At 56.3% G+C, this 23,916-nt stretch carries 21 protein-coding genes; 9 read left to right on the top strand and 12 right to left on the bottom strand.

Annotated features, from left to right (window positions below; all coding sequences use genetic code 11):
* Positions 1–9: 9 nt before the first annotated feature.
* Positions 10–1,419 carry a glutamate--ammonia ligase gene (glnA, locus tag L2Y28_RS22290; RefSeq protein WP_003861925.1) on the bottom strand — a complete coding sequence of 470 codons (1,410 nt, stop codon included), beginning with the start codon at positions 1,417–1,419 and terminating at the stop codon, positions 10–12.
* 377 nt (positions 1,420–1,796) lie between these two features.
* Here glnA and typA point away from each other — a divergent pair, with 377 nt between their 5' ends.
* Complete coding sequence (typA, locus tag L2Y28_RS22285) at positions 1,797–3,620, top strand: ribosome-dependent GTPase TypA (protein ID WP_022649851.1); 1,824 nt, start codon at positions 1,797–1,799, stop codon at positions 3,618–3,620.
* A 79-nt stretch (positions 3,621–3,699) separates the two neighbouring features.
* Here typA and ompL read toward each other — a convergent pair whose 3' ends face one another.
* The 7 genes from ompL to yihU all read right to left on the bottom strand — a co-directional run bounded on the left by ompL (position 3,700) and on the right by yihU (position 12,437).
* Positions 3,700–4,386: a porin OmpL gene (gene ompL / locus L2Y28_RS22280; protein WP_032622016.1), complete on the bottom strand. Its 687-nt coding sequence runs from the start codon at positions 4,384–4,386 to the stop codon at positions 3,700–3,702.
* A gap of 74 nt (positions 4,387–4,460) precedes the next feature.
* A complete protein-coding gene (locus tag L2Y28_RS22275; protein WP_022649849.1) occupies positions 4,461–5,885 on the bottom strand; it encodes an MFS transporter in 1,425 nt (474 codons plus the stop codon).
* 43 nt (positions 5,886–5,928) lie between these two features.
* Positions 5,929–7,311, bottom strand: a complete 1,383-nt coding sequence (locus tag L2Y28_RS22270) for an MFS transporter (RefSeq protein WP_022649848.1) — start codon at positions 7,309–7,311, stop codon at positions 5,929–5,931.
* A 45-nt stretch (positions 7,312–7,356) separates the two neighbouring features.
* On the bottom strand, positions 7,357–9,381 hold the full coding sequence (locus L2Y28_RS22265) for an alpha-glucosidase (protein ID WP_022649847.1): 2,025 nt from the start codon (positions 9,379–9,381) through the stop codon (positions 7,357–7,359).
* 16 nt (positions 9,382–9,397) lie between these two features.
* A complete protein-coding gene (gene yihS / locus L2Y28_RS22260) occupies positions 9,398–10,639 on the bottom strand; it encodes a sulfoquinovose isomerase (protein WP_022649846.1) in 1,242 nt (413 codons plus the stop codon).
* A 14-nt stretch (positions 10,640–10,653) separates the two neighbouring features.
* Entirely contained in the window at positions 10,654–11,529 is an 876-nt protein-coding gene (gene yihT, locus L2Y28_RS22255; protein WP_022649845.1) for a sulfofructosephosphate aldolase, read from the bottom strand.
* A 17-nt stretch (positions 11,530–11,546) separates the two neighbouring features.
* Positions 11,547–12,437, bottom strand: coding sequence for a sulfolactaldehyde 3-reductase (yihU, locus tag L2Y28_RS22250; protein ID WP_022649844.1), 891 nt, complete (start codon positions 12,435–12,437; stop codon positions 11,547–11,549).
* A gap of 155 nt (positions 12,438–12,592) precedes the next feature.
* On the opposite strand from yihU, the gene L2Y28_RS22245 reads away from it, so the two are divergent.
* From L2Y28_RS22245 to nadS, 8 genes are all read left to right on the top strand, one after another.
* A complete protein-coding gene (locus L2Y28_RS22245; protein ID WP_022649843.1) occupies positions 12,593–13,489 on the top strand; it encodes a sugar kinase in 897 nt (298 codons plus the stop codon).
* A gap of 34 nt (positions 13,490–13,523) precedes the next feature.
* Positions 13,524–14,324 (top strand): DeoR/GlpR family DNA-binding transcription regulator, encoded by an 801-nt coding sequence (locus L2Y28_RS22240; RefSeq protein WP_022649842.1) that lies wholly within the window; start codon positions 13,524–13,526, stop codon positions 14,322–14,324.
* A gap of 118 nt (positions 14,325–14,442) precedes the next feature.
* Positions 14,443–15,042 (top strand): glucose-1-phosphatase, encoded by a 600-nt coding sequence (gene yihX, locus L2Y28_RS22235; RefSeq protein WP_022649841.1) that lies wholly within the window; start codon positions 14,443–14,445, stop codon positions 15,040–15,042.
* Positions 15,036–15,917, top strand: coding sequence for a virulence factor BrkB family protein (locus tag L2Y28_RS22230; protein ID WP_022649840.1), 882 nt, complete (start codon positions 15,036–15,038; stop codon positions 15,915–15,917). The genes yihX and L2Y28_RS22230 overlap by 7 nt, the downstream gene beginning before the upstream one ends.
* A complete protein-coding gene (gene dtd / locus L2Y28_RS22225; RefSeq protein WP_022649839.1) occupies positions 15,914–16,351 on the top strand; it encodes a D-aminoacyl-tRNA deacylase in 438 nt (145 codons plus the stop codon). The genes L2Y28_RS22230 and dtd overlap by 4 nt, the downstream gene beginning before the upstream one ends.
* Positions 16,352–16,395: 44 nt before the next feature.
* Positions 16,396–17,337, top strand: a complete 942-nt coding sequence (gene fabY, locus L2Y28_RS22220) for a fatty acid biosynthesis protein FabY (protein ID WP_022649838.1) — start codon at positions 16,396–16,398, stop codon at positions 17,335–17,337.
* A 148-nt stretch (positions 17,338–17,485) separates the two neighbouring features.
* A complete protein-coding gene (locus tag L2Y28_RS22215) occupies positions 17,486–17,797 on the top strand; it encodes a hypothetical protein (protein ID WP_022649837.1) in 312 nt (103 codons plus the stop codon).
* Positions 17,798–18,088 carry a NadS family protein gene (nadS, locus tag L2Y28_RS22210; RefSeq protein WP_022649836.1) on the top strand — a complete coding sequence of 97 codons (291 nt, stop codon included), beginning with the start codon at positions 17,798–17,800 and terminating at the stop codon, positions 18,086–18,088.
* A gap of 41 nt (positions 18,089–18,129) precedes the next feature.
* On the opposite strand, the gene fdhE is transcribed toward nadS, so the two are convergent.
* From fdhE to fdnG, 4 genes are read right to left on the bottom strand one after another with little or no spacing between them, the layout of a single operon-like run.
* Positions 18,130–19,059, bottom strand: a complete 930-nt coding sequence (gene fdhE, locus L2Y28_RS22205; RefSeq protein ID WP_022649835.1) for a formate dehydrogenase accessory protein FdhE — start codon at positions 19,057–19,059, stop codon at positions 18,130–18,132.
* Positions 19,056–19,691, bottom strand: a complete 636-nt coding sequence (fdoI, locus tag L2Y28_RS22200; RefSeq protein ID WP_006808711.1) for a formate dehydrogenase cytochrome b556 subunit — start codon at positions 19,689–19,691, stop codon at positions 19,056–19,058. The genes fdhE and fdoI overlap by 4 nt, the downstream gene beginning before the upstream one ends.
* Positions 19,688–20,590, bottom strand: a complete 903-nt coding sequence (gene fdxH, locus L2Y28_RS22195) for a formate dehydrogenase subunit beta (RefSeq protein ID WP_003861960.1) — start codon at positions 20,588–20,590, stop codon at positions 19,688–19,690. Before fdxH ends, fdoI begins: the two co-directional genes overlap by 4 nt.
* Positions 20,591–20,602: 12 nt before the next feature.
* Positions 20,603–23,653, bottom strand: a complete 3,051-nt coding sequence (fdnG, locus tag L2Y28_RS22190; RefSeq protein ID WP_087878250.1) for a formate dehydrogenase-N subunit alpha — start codon at positions 23,651–23,653, stop codon at positions 20,603–20,605.
* Positions 23,654–23,916: the final 263 nt, after the last annotated feature.

The following is a 23,916-nucleotide window of genomic DNA, read 5'->3' as shown; positions in this document are numbered from 1 at the left end:
ACAAATCAATTAAACGCTGTAGTACAGTTCGAACTCAACCGGGTGCGGCGTCATGCGAACGCGGTCGTTTTCTTCGGTACGCAGCGCGATGTAAGCGTCGATAGCTTCATCGGTGAACACGCCGCCAGCGGTCAGGAACTCGCGGTCTGCGTCCAGCGCCTGGAGGGCTTCTTCCAGAGAGCCGGCAACCTGTGGGATCTCTTTCGCTTCTTCTGGCGGCAGGTCGTACAGGTTTTTGTCCATGGCTTCGCCCGGGTGGATCTTGTTCTTGATACCGTCCAGACCGGCCATCAGCAGTGCTGCGAAGCACAGGTATGGGTTAGCCGCCGGGTCCGGGAAGCGCACTTCGATACGACGCGCTTTCGGAGACGCAACCACCGGGATACGGATAGAAGCAGAACGGTTACGGGCAGAGTACGCCAGCATTACTGGTGCTTCGTAGCCAGGGACCAGACGCTTGTAGGAGTTAGTGGTTGGGTTCGCCAGGGCGTTGATCGCTTTAGCGTGTTTGATAACACCACCGATGTAGTGCAGCGCCTGCTCGGACAGACCCGCGTACTTGTCGCCAGAGAACAGGTTAGTGCCGTTCTTGGACAGGGACATGTGGCAGTGCATGCCGGAACCGTTGTCGCCAAACATTGGTTTTGGCATGAAGGTCGCGGTTTTACCGAAACGGTGCGCAACGTTGTGTACAACGTATTTGTAGATCTGAATCTCATCCGCTTTTTTGGTCATGGTGTTGAAGCGGGTAGCGATCTCGTTCTGGCCAGCCGTTGCCACTTCGTGGTGGTGCGCTTCAACAACCAGGCCCATCTCTTCCATGATCAGACACATGGTAGAACGGATGTCCTGAGAAGAATCGACCGGAGGAACCGGGAAGTAACCGCCTTTCACGCCCGGACGGTGACCTTTGTTACCACCTTCGTACTTGGTGGAAGAGTTCCATGCGCCTTCGATGTCATCGATAGCGACGTGGGAACCAGAAATGGAAGCACCAAAACGGATGTCGTCGAACAGGAAGAACTCTGGCTCTGGCCCGAACAGAACGGTGTCTGCAATACCGGTAGAACGCAGGTACTCTTCAGCGCGTTTTGCGATGGAGCGTGGGTCACGGTCATAGCCTTGCAGCGTGCCAGGTTCCAGGATATCGCAGCGGATGATCAGCGTAGGTTCTTCGTAGAACGGGTCAATGAGCGCAGTGGTTGCATCTGGCATCAGAACCATGTCGGATTCGTTAATGCCTTTCCAGCCGCCAATGGAGGAGCCGTCAAACATTTTGCCTTCTTCAAAGAATTCGGCGTTCACCTGATGAGCAGGGATCGTGACGTGCTGTTCTTTACCTTTGGTATCGGTGAAGCGCAGATCAACAAACTTCACTTCATGTTCGTTCAGCATCGTCAAAACGTGTTCAGCGGACATACTTAACTCTCCAGATTGGTCATTGTCGTCGTGGTAACGAGGTCTTCAAATCGGCTGGGCTGCCATATTTTTACTGTATTTCTGTAAAGCGAAATCTGTGCCAACTTTTAAAACACCCCAAAAAGGCGTTATCATGCGCACCATAGTGCAGAAGGGCTGCACCACATTGGATTCGTTGCACCATTATAGTGCTTCAGTGTGAACATTGAGCACCATATTGGTGCAATTTACGTTAAAGTGCCCTTTTACCGCTCCGTGAAAGCGATCACAAAGCATCTCTGCAATACTTGTTTGCGGGGGATGTTTGTGATCCTGTTTTGTAGTGCGATTAATCCGTGTACAATAACGCGCTATTTCTAAATGCCTGAGGCAAAGTTGTGATCGAAAAATTGCGTAATATCGCCATCATCGCGCACGTCGACCATGGTAAAACTACCCTGGTTGACAAGCTGCTACAGCAGTCCGGTACGTTTGATGCTCGTGCCGAAACTCAAGAGCGTGTGATGGACTCCAACGATTTGGAGAAAGAGCGTGGGATTACCATCCTCGCCAAAAACACCGCTATCAAATGGAATGACTACCGTATCAACATCGTTGATACCCCAGGGCACGCCGACTTCGGTGGTGAAGTTGAGCGCGTGATGTCCATGGTGGATTCCGTGCTGCTGGTGGTTGACGCATTTGATGGCCCTATGCCGCAAACGCGCTTCGTGACCAAAAAAGCATTTGCCCACGGCCTGAAACCTATCGTTGTGATCAACAAGGTTGACCGTCCTGGCGCGCGTCCTGACTGGGTTGTTGACCAGGTCTTCGACCTGTTCGTTAACCTCGACGCGACTGACGAACAGCTGGACTTCCCTATCGTTTATGCGTCTGCGCTGAACGGTATCGCCGGTCTGGATCACGAAGACATGGCGGAAGACATGACTCCGCTGTACCAGACGATTGTTGACCGCGTTCCTGCGCCAAACGTTGACCTGGAAGGCACCCTGCAAATGCAGATCTCCCAGCTCGACTACAACAACTATGTTGGCGTAATCGGCATTGGTCGTATCAAGCGCGGTAAAGTGAAGCCTAACCAGCAGGTCACTATCATCGATAGCGAAGGCAAAACCCGTAACGGTAAAGTCGGTAAAGTACTGACTCACCTGGGTCTTGAGCGTATCGAGAGCGACATCGCTGAAGCGGGCGACATCATCGCTATCACCGGTCTGGGTGAACTGAACATCTCCGATACCATCTGCGATCCGCAGAACGTCGAAGCGCTGCCAGCCCTGTCCGTTGATGAACCAACCGTATCCATGTTCTTCAACGTCAACACCTCTCCGTTCTGTGGTAAAGAAGGTAAGTTCGTTACCTCTCGTCAGATCCTTGACCGCCTGAACAAAGAGCTGGTGCACAACGTTGCGCTGCGCGTTGAAGAAACCGAAGACGCTGATGCATTCCGCGTTTCCGGTCGTGGTGAGCTGCACCTGTCTGTTCTGATTGAGAACATGCGTCGTGAAGGTTTCGAGATGGCGGTATCCCGTCCGAAAGTTATCTTCCGCGAAATCGATGGCCGTAAACAAGAGCCGTTCGAAAACGTCACGCTGGACGTTGAAGAGCAGCACCAGGGTTCTGTCATGCAGGCACTGGGTGAGCGTAAAGGCGACCTGAAAAACATGAATCCAGATGGCAAAGGCCGCGTACGTCTCGACTACGTGATCCCAAGCCGTGGCCTGATCGGCTTCCGTTCTGAGTTCATGACCATGACCTCCGGTACCGGCCTGCTGTACTCCACCTTCAGCCACTATGACGACATCCGTCCTGGCGAAGTGGGCCAGCGTAACAACGGCGTACTGATCTCCAACGGTCAGGGTAAAGCGGTTGCGTTTGCGCTGTTCGGTCTGCAGGATCGCGGTAAGCTGTTCCTGGGTCACGGTGCTGAAGTTTACGAAGGCCAGATCATCGGTATTCACAGCCGTTCTAACGACCTGACGGTAAACTGCCTGACCGGTAAGAAACTGACCAACATGCGTGCGTCCGGTACTGACGAAGCGACGGTTCTGGTTCCACCGATCAAGATGACGCTGGAGCAGGCTCTGGAATTCATCGATGATGACGAACTGGTAGAAGTGACGCCTCAGTCAATTCGTATCCGTAAACGTCACCTGACCGAGAACGATCGTAAACGTGCTATGCGCGGTGCGAAAGAAGAGTAATTCGGTTATGCCGTAGGCCGGGTAAAGCGCAAGCGCCACCCGGCAACGAAAAGCCGCTGAGCGATCAGCGGCTTTTTTATTAGAAGGAATAACGTAACCCTAACCGAATCCGGTACTGCTCGCGGTTGTAATCATTCCATCGGTCCAGCCACTGGAGTTCGAAGTACGGCAGCCAGTTTCTGTCGATTTTATAGCTGAACTTGTTGGTAATTTCCCAGTGATGATCTTTGCCATTTTTGCTGTGGTAATCATTCACCCGCTGGAAAAAGTGCGGCTCAAAGGTGTAGAAAAACGCATCCGTCACTTTGAAATTCCAGTAGTTGGCGAATTCGTGCGTGTCGTTTTTATCCATCTGTCCGTTATAGTCCGGCGTATCGTAATTGTTATGGTTATAGCGATAGCGGAACGTCAGATTAAACCAGTCCGTAAATTTATAGTTAGTATCTAAATAGAGTGCTCCACCCGATCCTGCGCTGCTGTCGTTAATTAACCCGCCGGGCTGGAAGGTGAGTTTGTCGGTCGGTTTGAAGAGCGGATACCAACCCTCGATTTCGTTATAGCTGTGCTTCAGTTCGTCCCATTTCCCCACGTTATAAGCGTTGGTGAACATCAGCCCCGCGCCCATATCGAAGTTATAGCCCGCACGCAGGATCACCTCGTGCAGCTCAGAGGCCGTATTGTACGCTTCGCGCGTTTCGACATAGGCCCCGGCAAAAACCGGGCAGGACACAGACGACACGATCAGTACGGTGATGATTCTATTCATAATTTGTCCATGTATCAGGTACAGAAAGGCCTCCCTCCTGATTAACAGGAAGGACATATTGGCCGGATTTATAGTTATAAAGTGACTGCTGACGCTTTATTGTTGGTGGTTATCTCAGGGGTATTTGCTGTCTGTTTTTTCCGTTTTCCAATCTCCTCGATAATAAAGGCGAAGCGCGCTTCGTTGAGTTTATAAAACAGCCCCATGGTCACGGCAGCAACGATCGCCAGGCCGCACGGCCAGAGGAAAATCAGCTGACGCAAACCCAGCAGCGTGCCCGCGCTCTGCACGGCATGGGGAACGTAGCCAATCTGGGTCAGCATGATGCCGGGCAGAAAACCGGCGAGCGCAGCGGAGATTTTGCGCGAGAAGGTATAGCCGGTATACACCGACCCTTCGGCGCGAATCCCGGTTTTCCACTCGCCGTAATCAACCGTATCCGGCACCAGCGCCCAGTTCAGGCTGTTCACAAACGCCGTGCCGAAGAAGGCCATGCAGGAAAAGAGCACAAACAGCAGGGAGCTGGTCCCCCAGAAGAAATTCAGCACGTCGCCCACCGCCCACAGCGCCAGCCCGCCCAGATAGACCGGTTTCTTGCCAAAGCGCTTTACCGCACCGGGCACCAGAAACACGCCAATCAGAATGCAGCCCATGCTGAAAAAGCCCATCCACGACAGGAGATGCAGATCGTTCAGCACATACTGGGTGTAATAGACCTGAATCGCCAGCTTGATGTTAAACGCGGCGAGGGTACAGAGGTTGGCGATGCACAGCACCAGCAGCGGCGGATTGCGGAAAATTGCGCAGAATGATTTCAGAATGCCGGGCTTATGGTGATCGGGCGTAAGCTCGACGTAGCGCTCTTTCACCCCGCTGTAGCACCACCACATGCAGAACAGCCCCCCGGTGACGAACACCAGCGCGGCCACCAGATAGCCGAGTGAGGGCTGGCTGACGAACAGCGCCTGAATCGGCATAAAGCCGACGGTGCAGAGCAACAGTCCTACCGTTGCGCCGCCCTGACGCCACGCCGCAAGCTGCGCGCGCTCGTTCGGGTTTTTGGTGATGGCCGGAACCATTGCACCGTAGGCGCAGTTCATCAGGCTGTAGCAGAGGCCAAACATCATGAAGAGCACGGTGGCGAGGGCCGTTTTCACCGTCAGGCTAAAGTCGTTGGCCATAAACTGCGCCGTGGCCACCAGCGCCACCGGGACGGAGGCGTAGAGAATGAATGGCCGGAATTTCCCCCGCGCGCCGATATTACGCCGGGAGTCCAGCAGCACCCCGGTCAGCATGTCGGTAAACGCGGTAAAGAACTTGGCGACCAGAAAAATGATGCCGCCGTAGAATGCGGGCATGCCCAGCTCGTCCGTGTAAAACTTCAGCAGATACAGCGTGCCAATACAGAGCATCAGGTTCGAGCCAAAATCGCCCATCCCGTAGGCGCACTTCTCTCGCAGGCTCAATTTCAGGGTTAACGGATCAGTATTGTGTGTCATGGTCGATCCTCAAAGCGCCCCGCAGGGCGCTCAATCACGTCATTTATGCCGTACGTTTGCGCAGCTCAATTTCTTCCACGATGCGCACATACATCTTCTCGTTGAGGTTGTAGAAGCAGCCCATCGCCACGATGGTGATGACCGCCAGCAGGCTCGGGTAGATAAATATCAGCTGCCGCAGCCCTTCAACCGTGCCGGCGGATTGCACCACGTTGGGCACATAGCCAATCTGCGTAAGCATGATCCCCGGGAAGAAGCCCGCCAGCGCCTGCGATACCTTGCGGAAGAAGGTAAAGCCGGTATAGACCGTCCCCTCGGAGCGTACGCCGGTGCGCCACTCGCCGTACTCCACGGTATCGGAGACCAGCGCCCAGTTCAGGCTGTTCACGAACGCGGAACCGAAGAACGCCAGACAGGAGAACGCCACAAAGCTCACCGAGCCGCCGCCGAAGAAGTAGTTAAGCAGATCGCCTGCCACCCAAATTGCCAGCCCGCTGATATAGACCTTTTTCTTACCAAAGCGCCGCACCGCGCCAGGCATCATAAAGACGCCGATAAAAATACAGCCCATGCTGAAGAAGCCCATGTACGACAGCAGGATCGGGTCGTTCAGCACGTACTGCGTGTAGTAGACCTGAATGGCGAGTTTGACGTTAAAGGCACCCAGCGTGCACAGGTTAGCGATGCACAGGATAAACAGCGGACGGTTCCCGGCGATGGCGCGAAACGACTGCAACAGCCCCGGTTTCTGCGCCGGGTTAGCAGGTTGCGTCTCAACGTAACGCTCGGTTACGCCCTTATAGCACCACCACATAAAGAACAACCCGAATAGCGAGAAGAGGGTGGCGGCAAAGATGTAGCCAAGCTGGTCATTGCCCTCAATGAGGTTCATCACCGGTACAAAGCCCACCGTACAGAGCAGCAGGCCGAGCGTGGCGCCGCCCTGACGCCAGGCCGCCAGCGAGGCTCGCTCGTCCGGGTTTTTGGTAATGGCGGGCACCATCGCGCCGTAAGAGCAGTTCATCATGCTGAAGAACAGGCCGTACAGCATGAACAGCACCGTTGCCATCACCGTTTTGCCGGTCATCTCAAACGGTGTGCCGACGAAGTTGGCAATCGCCAGCAGCGTCACAGGGAAGGCTGCATACAGCACGAACGGGCGGAATTTCCCTTTCGGGCCAATCTTGCGCCGGGAGTCGAGCATGATCCCGGTGCCCATATCGGTGAAGGCGGTAAAAAACTTCGCAATCAGGAAGATAATCCCCCCGTAAGTACCGGGCAGTCCCAGCACGTCGGTGTAGAACTTCAGCAGATACAGCGTGCCGATATCCAGCAGGATGTTAGAGCCGAGATCGCCCATCCCGTAGGCGAGTTTTTCTTTAAACGGCAGGCGCAGGGTTGCCGGGTCAGAAGTATGTTGACTCATTATTGTTCTCCGTCTGCCCGCAGGTTTCCCCGCGGGCGAGCCTTATCAGATATGACGTAAGGTGCTAAACAGATCTGCCCATTCGCTTTGCTGGCGATAGAAGACCGGCGGTTTGCCGAGCGGGGCATCAACGGTCACGTCACCGCCCTGGCAGGTTTCCCCCGTCCACGCATTGACCCAGCTGTCCTGCGGCAAATAGAGCGACCAGTCGCGGCGTCCCTCTTCATGAACCGGCGCCACCAGCAGATCGCGGCCAAACAGGTACTGGTATTTCAGCGTGTAGGCGCGCGCGTCGTCCTCGTAGTGCAGAAACAGCGGACGCATCACCGGCAGGCCGCTTTTCGCGTTCTGCGCAACCGCAGCTTTGATGTACGGCTTCAGAGTGGTGAACACGGTGGTCATGCGCGCGAAGTGCGCGATGGTTTCGGCGTCGCTGTCGAACTGCCAGTTGTCGCCAGGGCGATTGCCCTCGTGGGTACGCATCATCGGCGTAAAGGCGCTGAAATCGCACCAGCGCAGCAGCAGCTCTTTGCTGCGCTTCATCTCGAACAGCGTCGTATAGCCGCCAATGTCGCTGTGGTGCAGCCCGTGCCCGGTCATCGCCAGAGACAGCGCCGCCGGTACGACGGACGCCAGACCGTCGTCCAGGCTCCAGTCGACGTTCTGATCCCCCGCCCACATCATCACCGAGTGCTTCTGGCTGCCGGTGTAGCCCGCGCGCATGAAGAACAGGATCTCCCCGAGCTTGCCGGTCTCCTCCAGTGCTTCGTAGTTACATTTCGCCCACAGGGCAGGCCAGGCGTTATGCATGATCTCCGCGCTAACGCCGTTGTGCAGGAAGGTATCGGTCGGCAGATATTCCCCGAAATCGGCCATCCAGCCGCCGCAGCCCAGTTCGATCAGGTTCTTTTTGATGACCTCTTTGTACCAGCCGTAGGCTGCCGGGTTGGTCAGGTCGATAACGCCTGCGTAGAACTCGCCGAACTCAACGTGGTAATCCTCGCCGTTGGCGTTTTTGGTCAGATAGCCGCGTTTCGCCGCCTCTTCGCAGAGATCTTTATCGCTGGCGACGTACGGGTTGATATAGGAGAGGAACTGCACGCCCTCCTGTTTCCACTGCGCAATCCGCTCATCAAGCTGCGGATAGAGCGCGCTGTTCCACTTCCAGTTCCACATCACGCGTTTGCCGAAGGAGGTCATCCGGATGCCGGACCAGTCCTGCGCCCAGATGCCGTTGACCTTCACACCGCCCTCGCGCATGGCGTCGAGCTTCTGCTGACACACCTCGGTGCCACCCTGAATACCCAGCGTCACGCCGTCGTAAACCCAGTCCGGCAGTTCAGGCTGACGCCCCAGCAGGCCGGTCAGTTTTTCCAGCAGATCGACGTAGGTTTCTGCGCATTCGAAGCGCAGCGTGGCGTTATCTTCCCAGAACGCCAGCTCGTGGAAGTCCGGCGCGCTGAAGTCGAAGTTCATATAACAGCTGTTATCCACGTGGCAGTAGTACTTCTGGGTGCTCACGAAGGTAGGCTGCGGGAAGAAGGTCCAGTAGTAATCGCCGCCCGCGTTCTCTTTGCAGTCGGCCTGCCAGGTGACATAGGTCTGCTTATTGCGGCCCACGCCCTGCTCGCTGGTCCACAGCGGAAACGGCTTGCCGCGCAGATCGAAATACGAGAACTGCTCGCCGCAGCCGTAGATATGATCGTCAGGCTGAGCTGCCAGCCGCAGCCAGATGCGGTTATGGCTGGCGGCGTCATTTTTCAGCTTCAGCTCCAGACGGCCTTCACCATCCACGCCCACCAATAACGTCGCGCTCACCGCGTCGCCGCGGGTAAAGCGGATTGCCCAGCCCGTGCTTTGCTGCGTAACGGTCGCGTTCGTCAGGGCAATCTTTTCGTTGAGCTTGTCTTTGATGCTGAAGTTGCCGCGAAACATCTCGATATCCGCCTCACCTGCGCCGATCCACAGGCAAGGGGCATCCGCAGAGTGGGATAAAATCAGACGGTCCTGCCAGCGCAGGGTAAAACCACTTTCGTTATTTTTCAGGTCAATATTGTGTAGGGTACGCATAAAAACTCCGTCTTTATTATTTGGCCAGGCTATCCAGTAATCCGGCGGCTACGGCAGGCGCTAAGCCCGGCGCCAGCGGCAGGCGGGGGATCACCAGGCAGTGCAGCAGATGGTAAATATCCTGCTTGCCGTCCCAGACTTTGGTGGTCACTTCGTTATTGGTGTCCAGCTCCTGCCACCATGAACCGTTTTCGTAATCCATCAGGTACTTGATGCAGTAATCCCACCACTTCTGATACCAGGCTTCGTACTGCGCCTCACCGGTGACGGTGTAGAGCGCGTAAGCCGTACCCATCGCTTCGACGATTGGCCAGCGCACGCGTTCGCGGACGATTGGCTTGCCGTCCCAGCCCACGGAGTAGACAAATCCATCGGCCCCGTCGGGTGCCCAGGCGTCCCGGATGGTGGCGTGGAACAGGCCTTTCGCATCTTCCAGCAGCCATTCCGGCGGGGTTTCAAAGCGCGCTTCCAGGGCGGCGCGCAGGTGCAGCATCAGGCGACCCCACTCAATCCAGTGCCCCGGCGTGCCGCCGTAGGCGCGGAAGCGGTGGGCGGGATTATCAATGTTGTAATCGCGGATCGGGTTCCAGTTGGTGTCGAAATGCTCGTTAACGCGGTACTCCCCTTTGCGCGCCACGTCGTGAATAATCACCGAGGCGATGCGCAGGGCGCGGTCGAGCCATTTACGGTCGTGGGTCACGTCATAAACGATCAGGAAGGCTTCCACGGCGTGCATGTTGGCGTTACCGCCGCGGTAATCTTCCGTTTTGCTGAAGGCTTCATCCCAGGACTCCAGGCACATCTGCTCCTGTTCGCTCCAGAAGTAGCGCTCAATCACCTCGATGGCGTCGTCCAGCAACTTGCGTGCCTGCGGATGGCCGGTGGTGACGGCGCTCGCCGCGCCCAGCAGGACGAAGAAATGCTGATAGCCCTGCTTGGAGGCATCAATTACGCCTTCATCGTTTACGCAGGCGTACCAGCCGCCGTGCTGTTTGTCGCGCAGCGGACCGTTCAGGGCATTAATGCCGTGCTCAACCAGGGCGTACGCACCAGGACGTCCCATGTTCGCCGCCACCGCGTACACGTGCAGCATGCGGGCTGTGATCCACAGATGGGTGCCCATATCGCTACGCACCTGCCCGTTATTGCCCAGCCAGCCAAAGCCGGTCGGTACGGCGGCGTTTTTACCGAAATCGAGAATGCGGTCGGTCTCTTGTTCGAGCCAGCGGTTATGGCTCAGGGTATTAAACCATTTCATGTTCGGATCCTTTCTTAACGGCGAGCCATCATTTCGTCGACGATCTCACCCAGACGCTGAAGTTTTGGTACGGAAATATCACGCAGCATCAGCTCGGTGTCCGGCAGGCCAATCACAGAGGACCAGACGGCGCGACCGGCTAAAAAGCCCGATGCCCCCGCCTGCATCGCCACGCTCACCGCGCGCGGGAATAACTTATCGTCCACGCCGGAGGAGAGGATCACCCACGGCATGGCGATGTTCTCGTTCAGCTTCTGCGAGGCCGCCAGCAGCTCCTGCTGCGTGCCCTTACCAAACAGCGGCATTTCCACTTTGTAGAGGTCGGCACCGCTGTCGCCCAGCTCTTTGGCCGCATCGATAATCGCCTGCTCGCGGTCAAACGCGGCGCCGCGGCGCGGTGGACGCACAACCGGCTCGATAATGCTCAACAGACCGTTATCGTGGCACAGCGTATTGAACGCTTTCACCATCTCCAGGCGCTGCTGCGGATCTTCATCGCTGCGCCACAGCACCAGCAGCTTCAGCGCCTTGCCGCCGTCGCGTTTGACCGCCTGCGCGTCAATGCTCTTGTCGATCACCACGCTGTCGACCGGAATACCGTTCCCCGGAATAAACTCGTCGGCTGCCACAATCATCGCGCAGCTTTTGGCCACGGCCTGCTGCTCGACAATCTGGCGATAGCAGAACTGCTGGTCGACGAGGATCGCAGAGGCGTACGGCGACAGAATTTTTGCCGCGTTGACTTTAAAATCCGTCAGGTGCTGGTCGGTTACCGGTACCGGCGCGCCTGCCGCCGCAAACATCAGGCGCATCGCTTCGCGCTGATCCACGGCCAGCATCGCAAAACCGCCGGAAGGTCGGGTGATATCTTTCAGGGTGTACATCGTCATTCCTCAGTCCTTTCGTATCAGTGTGATTTTTTCAGCCCGGCAGATGCGCGAACCTGTTCAAGAATGGCTGTCCAGTCTTCGCGCCCGCGCCCGGCGGCGCGTGCCTGGTTGTAAACTTCGCGTGAAGCCGCGCCCAGCGGCATTGGGACATGCAGCTGGTTGGCCACGTCGAGGGCTATCCCCAGATCCTTATGCGCAAGGTCGATCATGAAGGCGGGTGAAAGATCCCCTTTCAGCACCTTGTTCGGCCATGACGTGGTGAAGTGGCCTTTGCCCGCAGGTGTGCCGCTCATCACCTTGAGCGCCACGTCAAAGGAGAGGCCAAGCGCTTCGCACAGAACGGCGGCCTCGGCGGAAAGGGCGTTCAGGGCGATGCTCATGTAGTTATTGATGAGCTTGACGCGGATGCCCATTCCCGGCCCGCCGGCGTTAATCAGTTCATTACCCATCGCCATTAAGACGGGGGTGGCACGCTCAACCTGCTCTGCCGTGCCGCCTGCCAGCAGGAGTAGCGTACCGGCGATGGCATGATCAGAGGTGCGCCCGACGGGCACGTCCATCAGGCTGAAGCCTTGCTCAGCCATGTCGCGGATCAGCGCGTCGGTTTGCAGCGGGTGAATGGTGGACATATCAATGACCAGCGCGTCGCGGGATAATCCTTCGCACACGCCGTGCTCGCCGAACAGCACGCTGCGCACCAGGTCGCCGTTTGGCAGCATAGTGATCACGAATTCGGCATCCGTTGCTGCCTGTGCGGGCGTTGCCGCCGCCCGGGCGCCGCTCTCTACCAGCGCCTGAACCGCCTGCGGGTTCACATCAAAAACGTTAAGCTGGTGGCCCTGTTTCAATAGATTCTTCGCCATGGGCGCGCCCATCTGTCCTAAGCCGATAAATGCGATTGCTGACATGCCTCTCTCCTGTCACATCGTGTCAATTTTTGCGCGTTTGTGGTGTCTGTTTTTGATCGTATTTGTAATTTATAGTCAAAAAATTGACACGGGTCACTTTTTAAACATTTGGTGAAATTAAAATGAAGGCATCAGAAATCGCAGAAGGAATCACCATGACTCGCATCGTTTGTGTCGGCATTACCGTGCTGGATCGCATTTGGTATCTCGATGATTTACCAAAAGAAGGTGGGAAATATGTCGCAAAAGACTACACGGAAGTGGGCGGCGGCCCGGCGGCAACGGCGGCAGTGGCAGCCGCGAAACTGGGCGCGGAAGTGGATTTTATTGGTCGGGTGGGGGACGACGATACCGGCAGACGGTTGCTTGCGGAGCTGGAATCCCTGGGGGTGAACACCCGCTATACGCGCGTAGTTAAGGGAGCCCGATCGTCGCAATCGGCGGTGCTGGTGGACGCAGGTGGGGAAAGAGTGATTGCCAACTACCCCAGCCCCGATCTGCCCGCCGAGGCAGGCTGGCTGCATGAAATCGACTTCTCTCAGTGGGATATTGTCTTAGCCGACGTGCGCTGGCATGACGGGGCAAAACAGGCATTTACACTGGCCCGTCAGCAGGGCGTTCCGACGTTGCTGGATGCGGATGTTACCCCGCAGGATATCGCGGAGCTGATCGCCTTAAGCGATCACGCGGCCTTCTCTGCGCCTGGGCTGCGGCGTTTAACGCAGTTGGATGAAACAGAAGACGCATTAAAAAAAGCACAAATGCTCACAAATGGACATGTGTATGTCACGCAGGGGCGAGACGGCTGTTTTTGGCTGGAAAACGGCGCGCTATGTCATCAGCCTGGTTTTGAAGTGAACGTCATTGATACCACCGGCGCGGGCGACGTGTTCCACGGTGCGCTGGCGGTCAGCCTGGGGCAGAAATTGCCCGCCGCAGACGCCGTGCGTTTTGCCAGCGCCGTCGCAGCACTGAAATGCACAAAGCCCGGCGGGCGCGCGGGTATACCCGACTGTGATCAAACCCGCTCTTTTTTGTCACTTTTTGTATAAAATGCGGGGCGTGATGGTTTTCAGAGGACAGCCCATGAGCCTTACCGAACTGACCGGCAACCCGCGTCACGATCAGCTGCTGACGCTGATTGCCGATCGCGGCTATATGAACATTGATGAACTGGCGCAGCTGTTGGATGTGTCGACGCAAACCGTGCGCCGGGATATCCGCAAGCTCAGCGAGCAAGGGCTGATCACCCGTCATCACGGCGGCGCGGGCAGGGCATCCAGCGTGGTCAACACGGCGTTCGAACAGCGTGAAGTCTCGCTTACCGAAGAGAAACGGGCGATTGCCGAAGCGATTGCGGACTATATCCCGGATGGCTCGACCATCTTTATCACTATCGGCACAACGGTGGAGCACGTTGCACGGGCGCTGCTTAATCATAATCATCTGCGCATTATCACCAACAGCCTGCGGGTGGCGCACATTCTTTATAAGAACCCGCGTTTTGAGGTGATGGTACCTGGCGGTACGCTGCGCCCGCATAACGGCGGCATTATCGGGCCTGCGGCAACGGCGTTTGTGTCTGGCTTCCGGGCGGACTACCTCGTGACCAGCGTGGGGGCGATAGAGCACGACGGCGCGATGATGGAATTTGACGTTAACGAAGCCAGCGTGGTGAAAACCATGATTGCCCACTCCCGTCACATTTTACTGGCGGCCGATCATACGAAATACCACGCCTCCGCGGCGGTTGAAATTGGCAACGTGGCGCAGGTGACGGCGCTGTTCACCGATGAGCTGCCCGGCCCGGCGCTGCAAAGTCACCTAAAATCCAGCAAGGTTGAGGTTGTCGAAGTGAATTCCGGAGAAGAGCAGCAGGCTGGCTGATCGTCTTATGGCCCGATATTGCGATTCGGGCCTTTCCTTTCTCTAAGCTGAATCTGGCGCATAGCTAAACTTTCTCTTTCCCGCTACAGTTACTTTTCCACGGCGAAAGGAGATAAACATGCTTTATATCTTTGACTTAGGAAATGTAATCGTCGATATCGATTTTAACCGGGTGCTGGGCGCATGGAGCGATTTTAGCCGTGTTCCGCTGGCGACGTTAAAGCAGAATTTCGCGATGGGTGAGACTTTCCATTTGCACGAGCGCGGTGAGATCAGCGACGAAGCGTTCGCAGAGCGTTTCTGTCAGGAAATGGGTCTCTCGTTAAGTTACGAGCAATTTTCCCACGGCTGGCAGGCCATATTTGTCGCGATCCGCCCCGAAGTGATCGACATCATGCACAAGCTGCGCGAGCAGGGGCATCGCGTTGTCGTGCTGTCTAATACCAACCGCCTGCATACCACCTTCTGGCCGGATGAATACCCTGAAATTCACGCGGCGGCAGATAACGTGTATCTCTCCCAGGAGATGGGGATGCGTAAACCTGAGGCGCGCATCTATCAGGCGGTATTGCAGGAAGAAGGATTCACGGCAGCGGATGCGGTCTTTTTTGACGACAACGCCGATAATATAGAAGGGGCTAATCAGTTAGGTATCACCTCCATTCTGGTGACCGGAAAAGAGACGATACCGAACTACTTTGCGAAGCAGTTATGCTAAAAACCGTTCATCAAAAAGCCAATCACCACACGCGCCCGCTGAGGGCGTGGCTGAAACTCCTCTGGCATCGCATTGATGAGGACAACATGACCACGCTGGCGGGCAATCTCGCTTACGTGTCCTTGCTCTCGCTGGTTCCGCTGGTGGCGGTGATTTTTGCGCTTTTTTCGGCGTTTCCGATGTTTGCCGATGTGAGCATGCAGCTTCGCCATTTTGTTTTCGCAAACTTTATTCCTGCCACCGGCGATGTGATCCAGAACTACATTGAACAGTTTGTCGCTAACTCCAGCAAGATGACGGCGGTGGGGGCGTGTGGGCTTATTGTTACCGCGCTGCTGCTGATGTACTCCATCGACAGTGCGCTCAACACTATCTGGCGGAGCAAAAAAGTCCGCCCAAAGATCTATTCCTTTGCCGTCTACTGGATGATTTTAACCCTCGGCCCCTTGCTGGCGGGGGCTAGCCTGGCGATCAGTTCCTACCTTCTTTCGCTGCGCTGGGCGAGCGATTTAAACAGCGTGATCGATAACGTGCTGCGCATCTTCCCGCTGATTTTATCGTGGCTTTCGTTCTGGCTGCTTTATAGCGTGGTGCCAACTACGCGCGTACCCAACCGGGATGCCGTGGTGGGTGCGCTGGTCGCGGCGTTGCTCTTTGAGTTGGGCAAGAAAGGATTCGCGCTTTATATCACCATGTTCCCCTCTTATCAGCTGATTTACGGCGTACTGGCGGTGATCCCCATTTTGTTTGTCTGGGTCTACTGGACGTGGTGCATCGTCTTGCTTGGCGCCGAAATAACTGTCACTCTCGGGGTCTACCGCGAACTTAAAAAAGCAGCAGAAGCTGAAAAACAACAAGAAGCAGACCAACCATGATTGCATTGATTCAGCGCGTAACCCGTGCCAGCGTCACCGTGGCGGATGAGGTGACGGGTGAAATCGGCCCAGGACTTTTGGTGCTCCTGGGTGTCGAAAAGGATGATGACGAACAAAAAGCCAACCGCTTGTGTGATCGCGTGCTGGGCTACCGCATTTTCAGCGATGCGGAAGGCAAGATGAACCTGAACGTTCAGCAGGCGGGCGGCAGCGTGCTGGTGGTGTCCCAGTTTACGCTGGCTGCGGATACCGAACGCGGCATGCGGCCGAGTTTTTCGAAGGGCGCGGCACCGGATCGCGCAGAAGCCCTTTACGAGTACTTTGTTGAGCGCTGTCGCCAACAGGACATGAATACACAAACCGGACGATTCGCTGCGGATATGCAGGTTTCGCTGGTGAACGATGGCCCCGTCACATTCTGGCTCCAGGTATGAGCCAACTGGCGGCCTGGCCGCGGGTAACAAGAGAGAGTACAGCTATGTATCACCTTCGAGTACCGCAAACGGAAGAAGAGTTAGAGGTTTATTACCATTTCCGCTGGGAAATGCTGCGCAAGCCACTGCATCAACCTAAAGGGTCTGAACGCGACGCCTGGGACGCGATGGCGCACCACCAGATGGTGGTTGATGAAGAGGGCAATCTGGTTGCCGTGGGGCGTCTGTATATCAATGCCGACAACGAAGCTTCAATCCGCTTTATGGCCGTTCACCCCTCCGTGCAGGACAAAGGCCTCGGAACGCTGATGGCCATGACGCTGGAATCCGTCGCCCGTCAGGAAGGGGTCAAGCGCGTCACCTGTAGCGCCCGTGAAGATGCCGTTGAGTTCTTTGCCAAGCTTGGTTTCGTGAATCAGGGGGAAATCACCGCCCCGCAAACTACGCCGATTCGTCACTTTTTGATGATCAAACCCATCGCCACCCTGGACGATATTCTCCATCGTGCCGACTGGTGCGGGCAGCTCCAGCAGGCGTGGTATCAGCACATTCCGCTCAGTGAAAAAATGGGCGTGCGTATTCAGCAATATACCGGGCAAAAATTTATTACCACCATGCCGGAAACCGGCAACCAGAACCCACACCATACCCTGTTTGCCGGTAGCCTGTTTTCACTCGCCACGCTCACCGGCTGGGGACTGATCTGGCTGATGCTGCGCGAACGTCATCTCGGCGGCACCATTATTCTGGCCGATGCCCATATCCGCTACAGCGCGCCGATCAGCGGCAAGCCGAGCGCGGTAGCTGACCTGGGCGCACTGGGCGGCGATCTCGACCGTCTGGCGCGTGGGCGTAAAGCACGCGTACAAATGCAGGTTGAGCTGTTCGGCGATGAAACGCCGGGCGCGGTGTTTGAAGGCACCTATATCGTTCTGCCTGCGAAGCCGTATGGCGCGTATGAAGAGGGCGGGAATGAGGAGGAGTAGCAGTCGTCTGGAAAGCGGCTCGCAAATACACAACGTAGCAGGAATTATACTTCGCTTTATTCAGCGTATCCCATTAACGTAATCAGCTAGGGGTACGTCATTGACGTACATTGGATGTTTGCTACTATAAGCCAATGGCGTACGATATATGCTATTCATTGAAACGGATATTTTTACAGAAGACGTCAAAACGTTACTGGATGACGACGAATATCATAGGTTCCAAATATTCCTGGCAACGCAACCGGATTACGGCGATCTGATCCAGAATACGGGAGGCTTGCGAAAGATTCGCTGGCTTGCTGGCGGTAAGGGAAAGCGTAGTGGAGTCAGAGTTATCTATTTTCACCGTACGCGTGAGTGTGAAATCAGGTTGCTGCTCATCTATCGCAAAGGGATCAAAGATGACCTCTCCGCGGGTGAAAAAGCCATACTGAAAAAGATGATTGAGAGGTGGTAAATGGATAAGGCGCTGTTTGAGCGATTAACCCAAAGCATTGCGCAAATCAACGAAATTGCCGAGGGCCAACGAGAGCCGTCGCGTACGTTTCAAATTGATGCGATGAAAATAAAAGAAATTCGTCAGGCGTCCGGGTTGTCGCAGAGTAAATTCGCGAACTTAATCTCAGTTAGCGTTGATACGTTGCGTAACTGGGAACAAGGCAGACGCTCACCTACAGGCCCCGCTAAAGCGCTATTGCGCGCCATTGCTAACGACCCTCAACATGTCATCCCAGCCCTAACGCAGTAAATAGCCCGGTTGCACAGAGGCTCGCCGGGCTTTAGTGGAGATTACTCCCCTTCCCCCGGGAACAGGAACGGGTTGATCGAGCTACGGGCAAAGCCCTCCTGCTCCATCTTCGCGTCCAGGATCAGCGAGGCGAGATCGTCGGCTACCGCTTCGACTTTCGGGTCTTTTTCCTGATACAGAATCTTCAGGTAGGTCCCGCAGTCGCCGCAGCTTTCGGCTTTCACCGCCGCGTCTTCGTTTTCCAGCGACCAATAGTTCAGATCGCGGGTCTGTTCGCAGTTGCTGCACTTGATGCGCACCACGTGCCACTCGGTTTCACACAGGTTGCAGTGCAAGTAGCGCAGCCCCTGCGTCGTACCAATCTGTACCATGCTGGAGACCGGCATTGAGCCGCACACCGGGCAAAACTGGCGCGCTTCGCCATATTCAGCGCGGGCTTTACCCGGGATCAGGCTCGCCATTTGCGCCCAGTAGAGCGACAGCGCAGCCCAGATGAACGGCGCTTTATCGCTGCTCACCAGCGAGAAGTCGGAGGCAAACAGCGCGCTCGCCATCTCTTCCAGCTCTTGCTCTGAGGCTTTTTCCAGGTTCTCAATGACCGCCAGCGCCGTGCCGCTCATTTCGGGCTTCAGCTCGGCAATCAGTGAATGCAGCAGCTTATGCCAGTGCTTGTCGCGCGGCAGAACGTGAATGTCCAGCGGCGGCTTGCCCTGCGCGTTGGCTTCTTTGATGCGTGCGGTCAGATCCATTTGCAGCGGGTGGTCGTATAGCACCACTTCCTGCGCATGGGCGACCAGCGCGGCAAAACGCAGAAAATCGCCCAGCGGGTTGTTCTCTGCCAGCTCGCGCAGACGCTCTGCGCGGCGGTTGTAGAGGTTCTTGAGTCTGGGGAACAACAACGGCGGAATATAATCCGCCGTGCGTTTCTCGCTCGACCCCAGCTCATCTTGCGGGATTATGCGAATACTCATTCAGATGACTTTTCCTGTTTCTGGCGGACTTCACGGTACCAGCGCGGGTGATGTTTCTTCGCCCACGTACTGGTTACCCATCCTTCCACCATCGCGGTAATGGTGCCTTTCACCCAAAGGGCGGCGTAGATATGCACCATGATAACCACAATTAACGCCACTGCGGCAAATGAATGCAGCATCAGCGCAAATCGGATCACCGGGATTGAGAAAGCAGGCGCAAAGTACGGACGCCAGATGATCACGCCGCTCACCAGCAACAGGACCAGGAAGATAATCGCCGCCCAGAATACGCATTTCTGGCCGAAGTTATAACGCCCGGTATCACCCACTTCCTCGTTGACGACGATCTTACGAATATTCTTCGCCCAAAAGATATCATCCCGATTGATTAGGTTATGGTGCCAGTAGCGGAAAAACATGATGATAAACGAGGCAAACATCACCACACCCACGAACGGGTGCAGGATGCGCGCCAGCTGCGGCGTGCCCAGTATCTGCATCAGCCAGTTGAAGGAGGGGAAGAAGAACCCCAGCCCGCTTATCGCCGCCAGCATGAAGCAGAAGGCGGTGACCCAGTGGTTGATGCGTTCCGGCGCGGTGTAGCGCACGATGGTGTCACGTTTTCTCATTTGCGCACCTCGTCTTTCTCTTCATGCAGGTTATCGTCTTCCTCTTCCGCGCGGTTCGGACCAACGCCGACGTAGTGGAAGATGCTCGCTGCAAAGGTGGCCGCAAAACCGACCGCGGCCAGCGGTTTCCAGATACCTTTCCAGAACTTCACGGTGGCGCTGATTTCCGGGTTCTCCGGCAGGCCATGGTACAGATTCGGCTTGTCGGCGTGGTGCAGCACGTACATCACGTGCGTACCGCCAACCCCGGCCGGATCGTACAGGCCCGCGTTATCGTAACCACGGGTTTTCAGCTCGCCCACGCGCTCTGCCGCCAGCGTTTTCATATCCTCTTTAGAGCCAAAGTGGATAGCGCCGGTTGGGCAGGTCTTCACGCAGGCTGGCTCCTGACCGACATTTACGCGGTCAACGCACAGCGTACATTTGTAGACGCGGTTGTCTTCCGGGTTCATGCGCGGCACGTCGAACGGACAGCCCGCGATGCAGTAGCCGCAGCCAATACACTGCTCAGACTGGAAGTCGACGATGCCGTTGGCATACTGAATGATAGCCCCTTCTGACGGACACGCCTTCAGGCAGCCCGGATCCGCACAGTGCATACAGCCGTCTTTGCGGATAAGCCATTCCAGTTTGTCGTTCTGTTCCACTTCCGAGAAACGCATTACCGTCCAGGACTTGGCGGTCAGGTCCGCCGGGTTGTCGTACACCCCGACGTTGTGACCCACTTCGTCACGGATGTCGTTCCACTCTGAACAAGCCACCTGACAGGCTTTACAGCCGATACAGGTGGTCACGTCGATAAGCTTCGCCACTTCCTGCTGGTGGTCCCGCGCCTGAGGCGCGGGCGTGAAACCGTTAGTCGCGGAACGACGGATAATGTCTTGAGATTGATAAGCCATAAGTCGTCTCCGTTACACCTTTTCCACGTTCACGAGGAAGGCCTTAAATTCCGGCGTCTGCGTGTTCGCATCACCGACGAACGGCGTCAGGGTATTCGCAATGAACCCTTTCTTCGCCACGCCCTCATAACCCCAGTGAATTGGGATGCCGATGGTATCCACCTGCTGACCATGAACGTTCAGCGTGCGAATACGCTTGGTCACCACCGCCTTGGCTTTGATGTAGCCGCGGTTAGAGGAGACCTTCACGGTATCGCCATGGGCGATGCCGAGCTTGCCCGCCAGCTTCTCGCCGATCTCCACAAACTGTTCCGGCTGCGCGATGGCATTCAGCAGCGCGTGCTTGGTCCAGTAGTGGAAGTGCTCAGTCAGACGGTAAGTGGTGCCGACATACGGGAACTTGTCCTTTTTACCCAGCGCTTCAAAATCGCCCTTGAAGATACGGGCTGCCGGGTTAGAGACCACGTTCGGGTGCAGCGGGTTAGTACCCAGCGGCGTCTCAAACGGCTCATAGTGTTCCGGGAACGGACCTTCCGCCATCTTATCGATAGCAAACAGGCGCCCCATCCCTTCAGGCTGCATGATAAACGGCCCGACATCGCTGCCTGGTGCGGCAGTGCTGTAGTCCGGAATATCCACGCCGCCCCATTTCGCGCCGTCCCACTTGAGTAGCTGACGCTTCGGATCCCACGGGTTGCCCTGCGGGTCAGCAGAGGCACGGTTATAGAGGATGCGGCGGTTAAGCGGCCATGCCCATGCCCAGCCCAGCGTATTACCGAGGCCCGACGGGTCGGCGTTATCGCGGTTGGCCATCTGGTTGCCTTTCGGCGTCCAGCTACCGGCAAAGATCCAGCAGCCGCTTGACGTCGTACCGTCGTCACGCAGGTGTGCGAAGGTGCTGAGCTGATCGCCTTTCTTCGCCAGCACGGTGCCGGTCGCCGGGTCGATAACGTCCGCCAGCGCCTTACCGTTGCTCTCCATGGCCACTTCTTCCGGCGCAGGGTTTTCCGGCGTCGAATAGTTCCAGGTCATGTTCAGCACCGGCTCAGGCGTTGCGCCGCCTTCAGCCGCGTACATTTTACGCAGGCGTAAGAAGATACCGGCCAGGATCTCGCCGTCGTTCAGGGCGATGCCCGGGGCGTCCGCGCCTTTCCAGTGCCACTGCAACCAGCGGCCAGAGTTGACGATAGAGCCGTTCTCTTCCGCGAAGCAGGTGGACGGCAGACGGAACACTTCGGTCTGAATCTTCGACGGGTCGACATCGTTCGACTCACCGTGGTTCTGCCAGAACGTCGAGGTTTCGGTATTGAGCGGGTCAATTGTCACCAGATACTTCAGTTTCGACAGAGACTCGACAACCTTGTTCTTGTTCGGGAACGACGCCACCGGGTTAAAGCCCTGGCAGATATAGCCGTTGACCTGGCCCTGGTGCATCATTTCGAAGTACTGGAGGACGTCGTACCCTTTGTCCCACTTCGGCAGCCAGTCAAAGCCCCAGCTGTTTTCCGCCGTCGCCTTGTCGCCGTAGAAGGCTTTCATCAGCGAGACGAAGAACTTCGGATAGTTGCCCCAGTAGTTTACCTGGCCTTCGAGCAGCGGTTTTGGCGTGCTGGCCGTCAGATAGGTTTGCAGGTCAGTCTGTTTCTCGCTCGGCAGGTTCATGTAACCCGTCAGGCTCTGAGACAGCAGGCCAAGGTCGGTCAGGCCCTGGATGTTGGAGTGACCGCGCAGGGCGTTAACGCCGCCGCCTGCCATCCCCATGTTGCCGAGCAGCAACTGAACCATCGCCATGGTGCGGATGTTCTGCGCGCCGATGGAGTGCTGCGTCCAGCCGAGTGCATACAGGAACGACGCGGTTTTATCTTTGGCGCTGGTTTCGGCGATAAGCTCGCACACCTTCAGGAAGTCCGCCTTCGGCGTCCCACAGATGTTTTCGACAACCTCTGGCGTATAGCGGGACACGTGCTCTTTCAGCAGGTTCCACACGCAGCGCGGGTGTTGCAGGGTGGTGTCGCGCTTCGCAAAGCCGTTTTCGTCCAGCTCGTAGTTCCAGCTGGTTTTGTCGTACCTGCGTTTTTCGGCGTCATAACCGCTGAACAGGCCATCTTCGAAGTGGTAATCCTCACGCACGATCAGGCTGGCGTTGGTATAGGCTTCGGTGTACTCGCGGTTATATTTTTCGTTGGTCATCAGGTACAGCAATACGCCTGACAGGAAAGTGATGTCAGTACCTGAACGAATAGGGGTGTAGAAATCCGCCACTGACGCTGTACGCGTAAAGCGGGGATCGATCACAATCAGCTTCGCGCCGTTGTGGATTTTGGCTTCCATCGCCCAGCGGAACCCGACAGGGTGCGCTTCAGCGGCGTTACCGCCCATCACCACAATAAGGTTGGCGTTCTTGATGTCGACCCAGTGGTTGGTCATCGCACCGCGACCAAATGTTGGAGCAAGACTTGCTACCGTTGGTCCGTGTCAGACACGCGCCTGGTTGTCGACCGCGAGCATACCGAGTGCGCGCGTAAATTTCTGGGTTAAATAGCCGGTTTCGTTACTGGACGCTGAAGCACACAGCATGCCGGTGGAGAGCCAGCGGTTAACGGTGGTGCCTTCGGCATTCTTCGCAATAAAGTTGGCATCGCGGTCTTCTTTCATCAGCTTAGCGATGCGATCGAACGCCTCTTCCCAGCTGATTTGCTGCCATTTGTCAGAGCCGGGAGCGCGGTACTCAGGAAACTTCAGGCGGCTTTCGGAGTGGATAAAATCTACCAGACCGGCCCCTTTCGGACACAGCGCACCACGGTTGACCGGATGATCCGGATCGCCTTCGATGTGGAAAATAGATGCTTTGGCGTTTTTCGCACCGTCGCCGAGGCTATACATTAACAGCCCACAGCCGACGGAGCAGTACGTACAGGTGTTACGGGTTTCGCGGGTGCGCAGCAGTTTATACTGCCGAGTTTCCGCCAGCGCTACACCGGGCGCAAAGCCCAGTGCCGCCGCCGTGGTGCCTGCCATACCGCCAGCGCAGATCTTAAAGAACTGCCTTCTGCTGACCTGCATGGGTCACTCCTTGGTTCATTACGACATTGCTATGTAGTTTTACTTTGCGGTTGAGAATTAACCGCAAAGGAGAAAAATTTGCGTTAATCCCTCATTTCTCCGAGGGATAAGCCCAGAATACCACAATGTCGGTACGCCTGTTCCAACGGCGTTAAAACAAAGTGAACGTATTATCACGGCATTGATTATAAAGTGTGATATCAATCACATTTCTCTCTGCGGATGTTAAGGGTGTGTAGCAGATGACCGGTTGCACCCCTCCG

It is taken from the genome of Enterobacter sp. JH25 (assembly GCF_021725435.1).
Lineage (GTDB): Bacteria > Pseudomonadota > Gammaproteobacteria > Enterobacterales > Enterobacteriaceae > Enterobacter > Enterobacter intestinihominis.
Note: the sequence above shows the minus strand (reverse complement) of the source record. Positions and strands in the feature narration are given on the sequence as shown.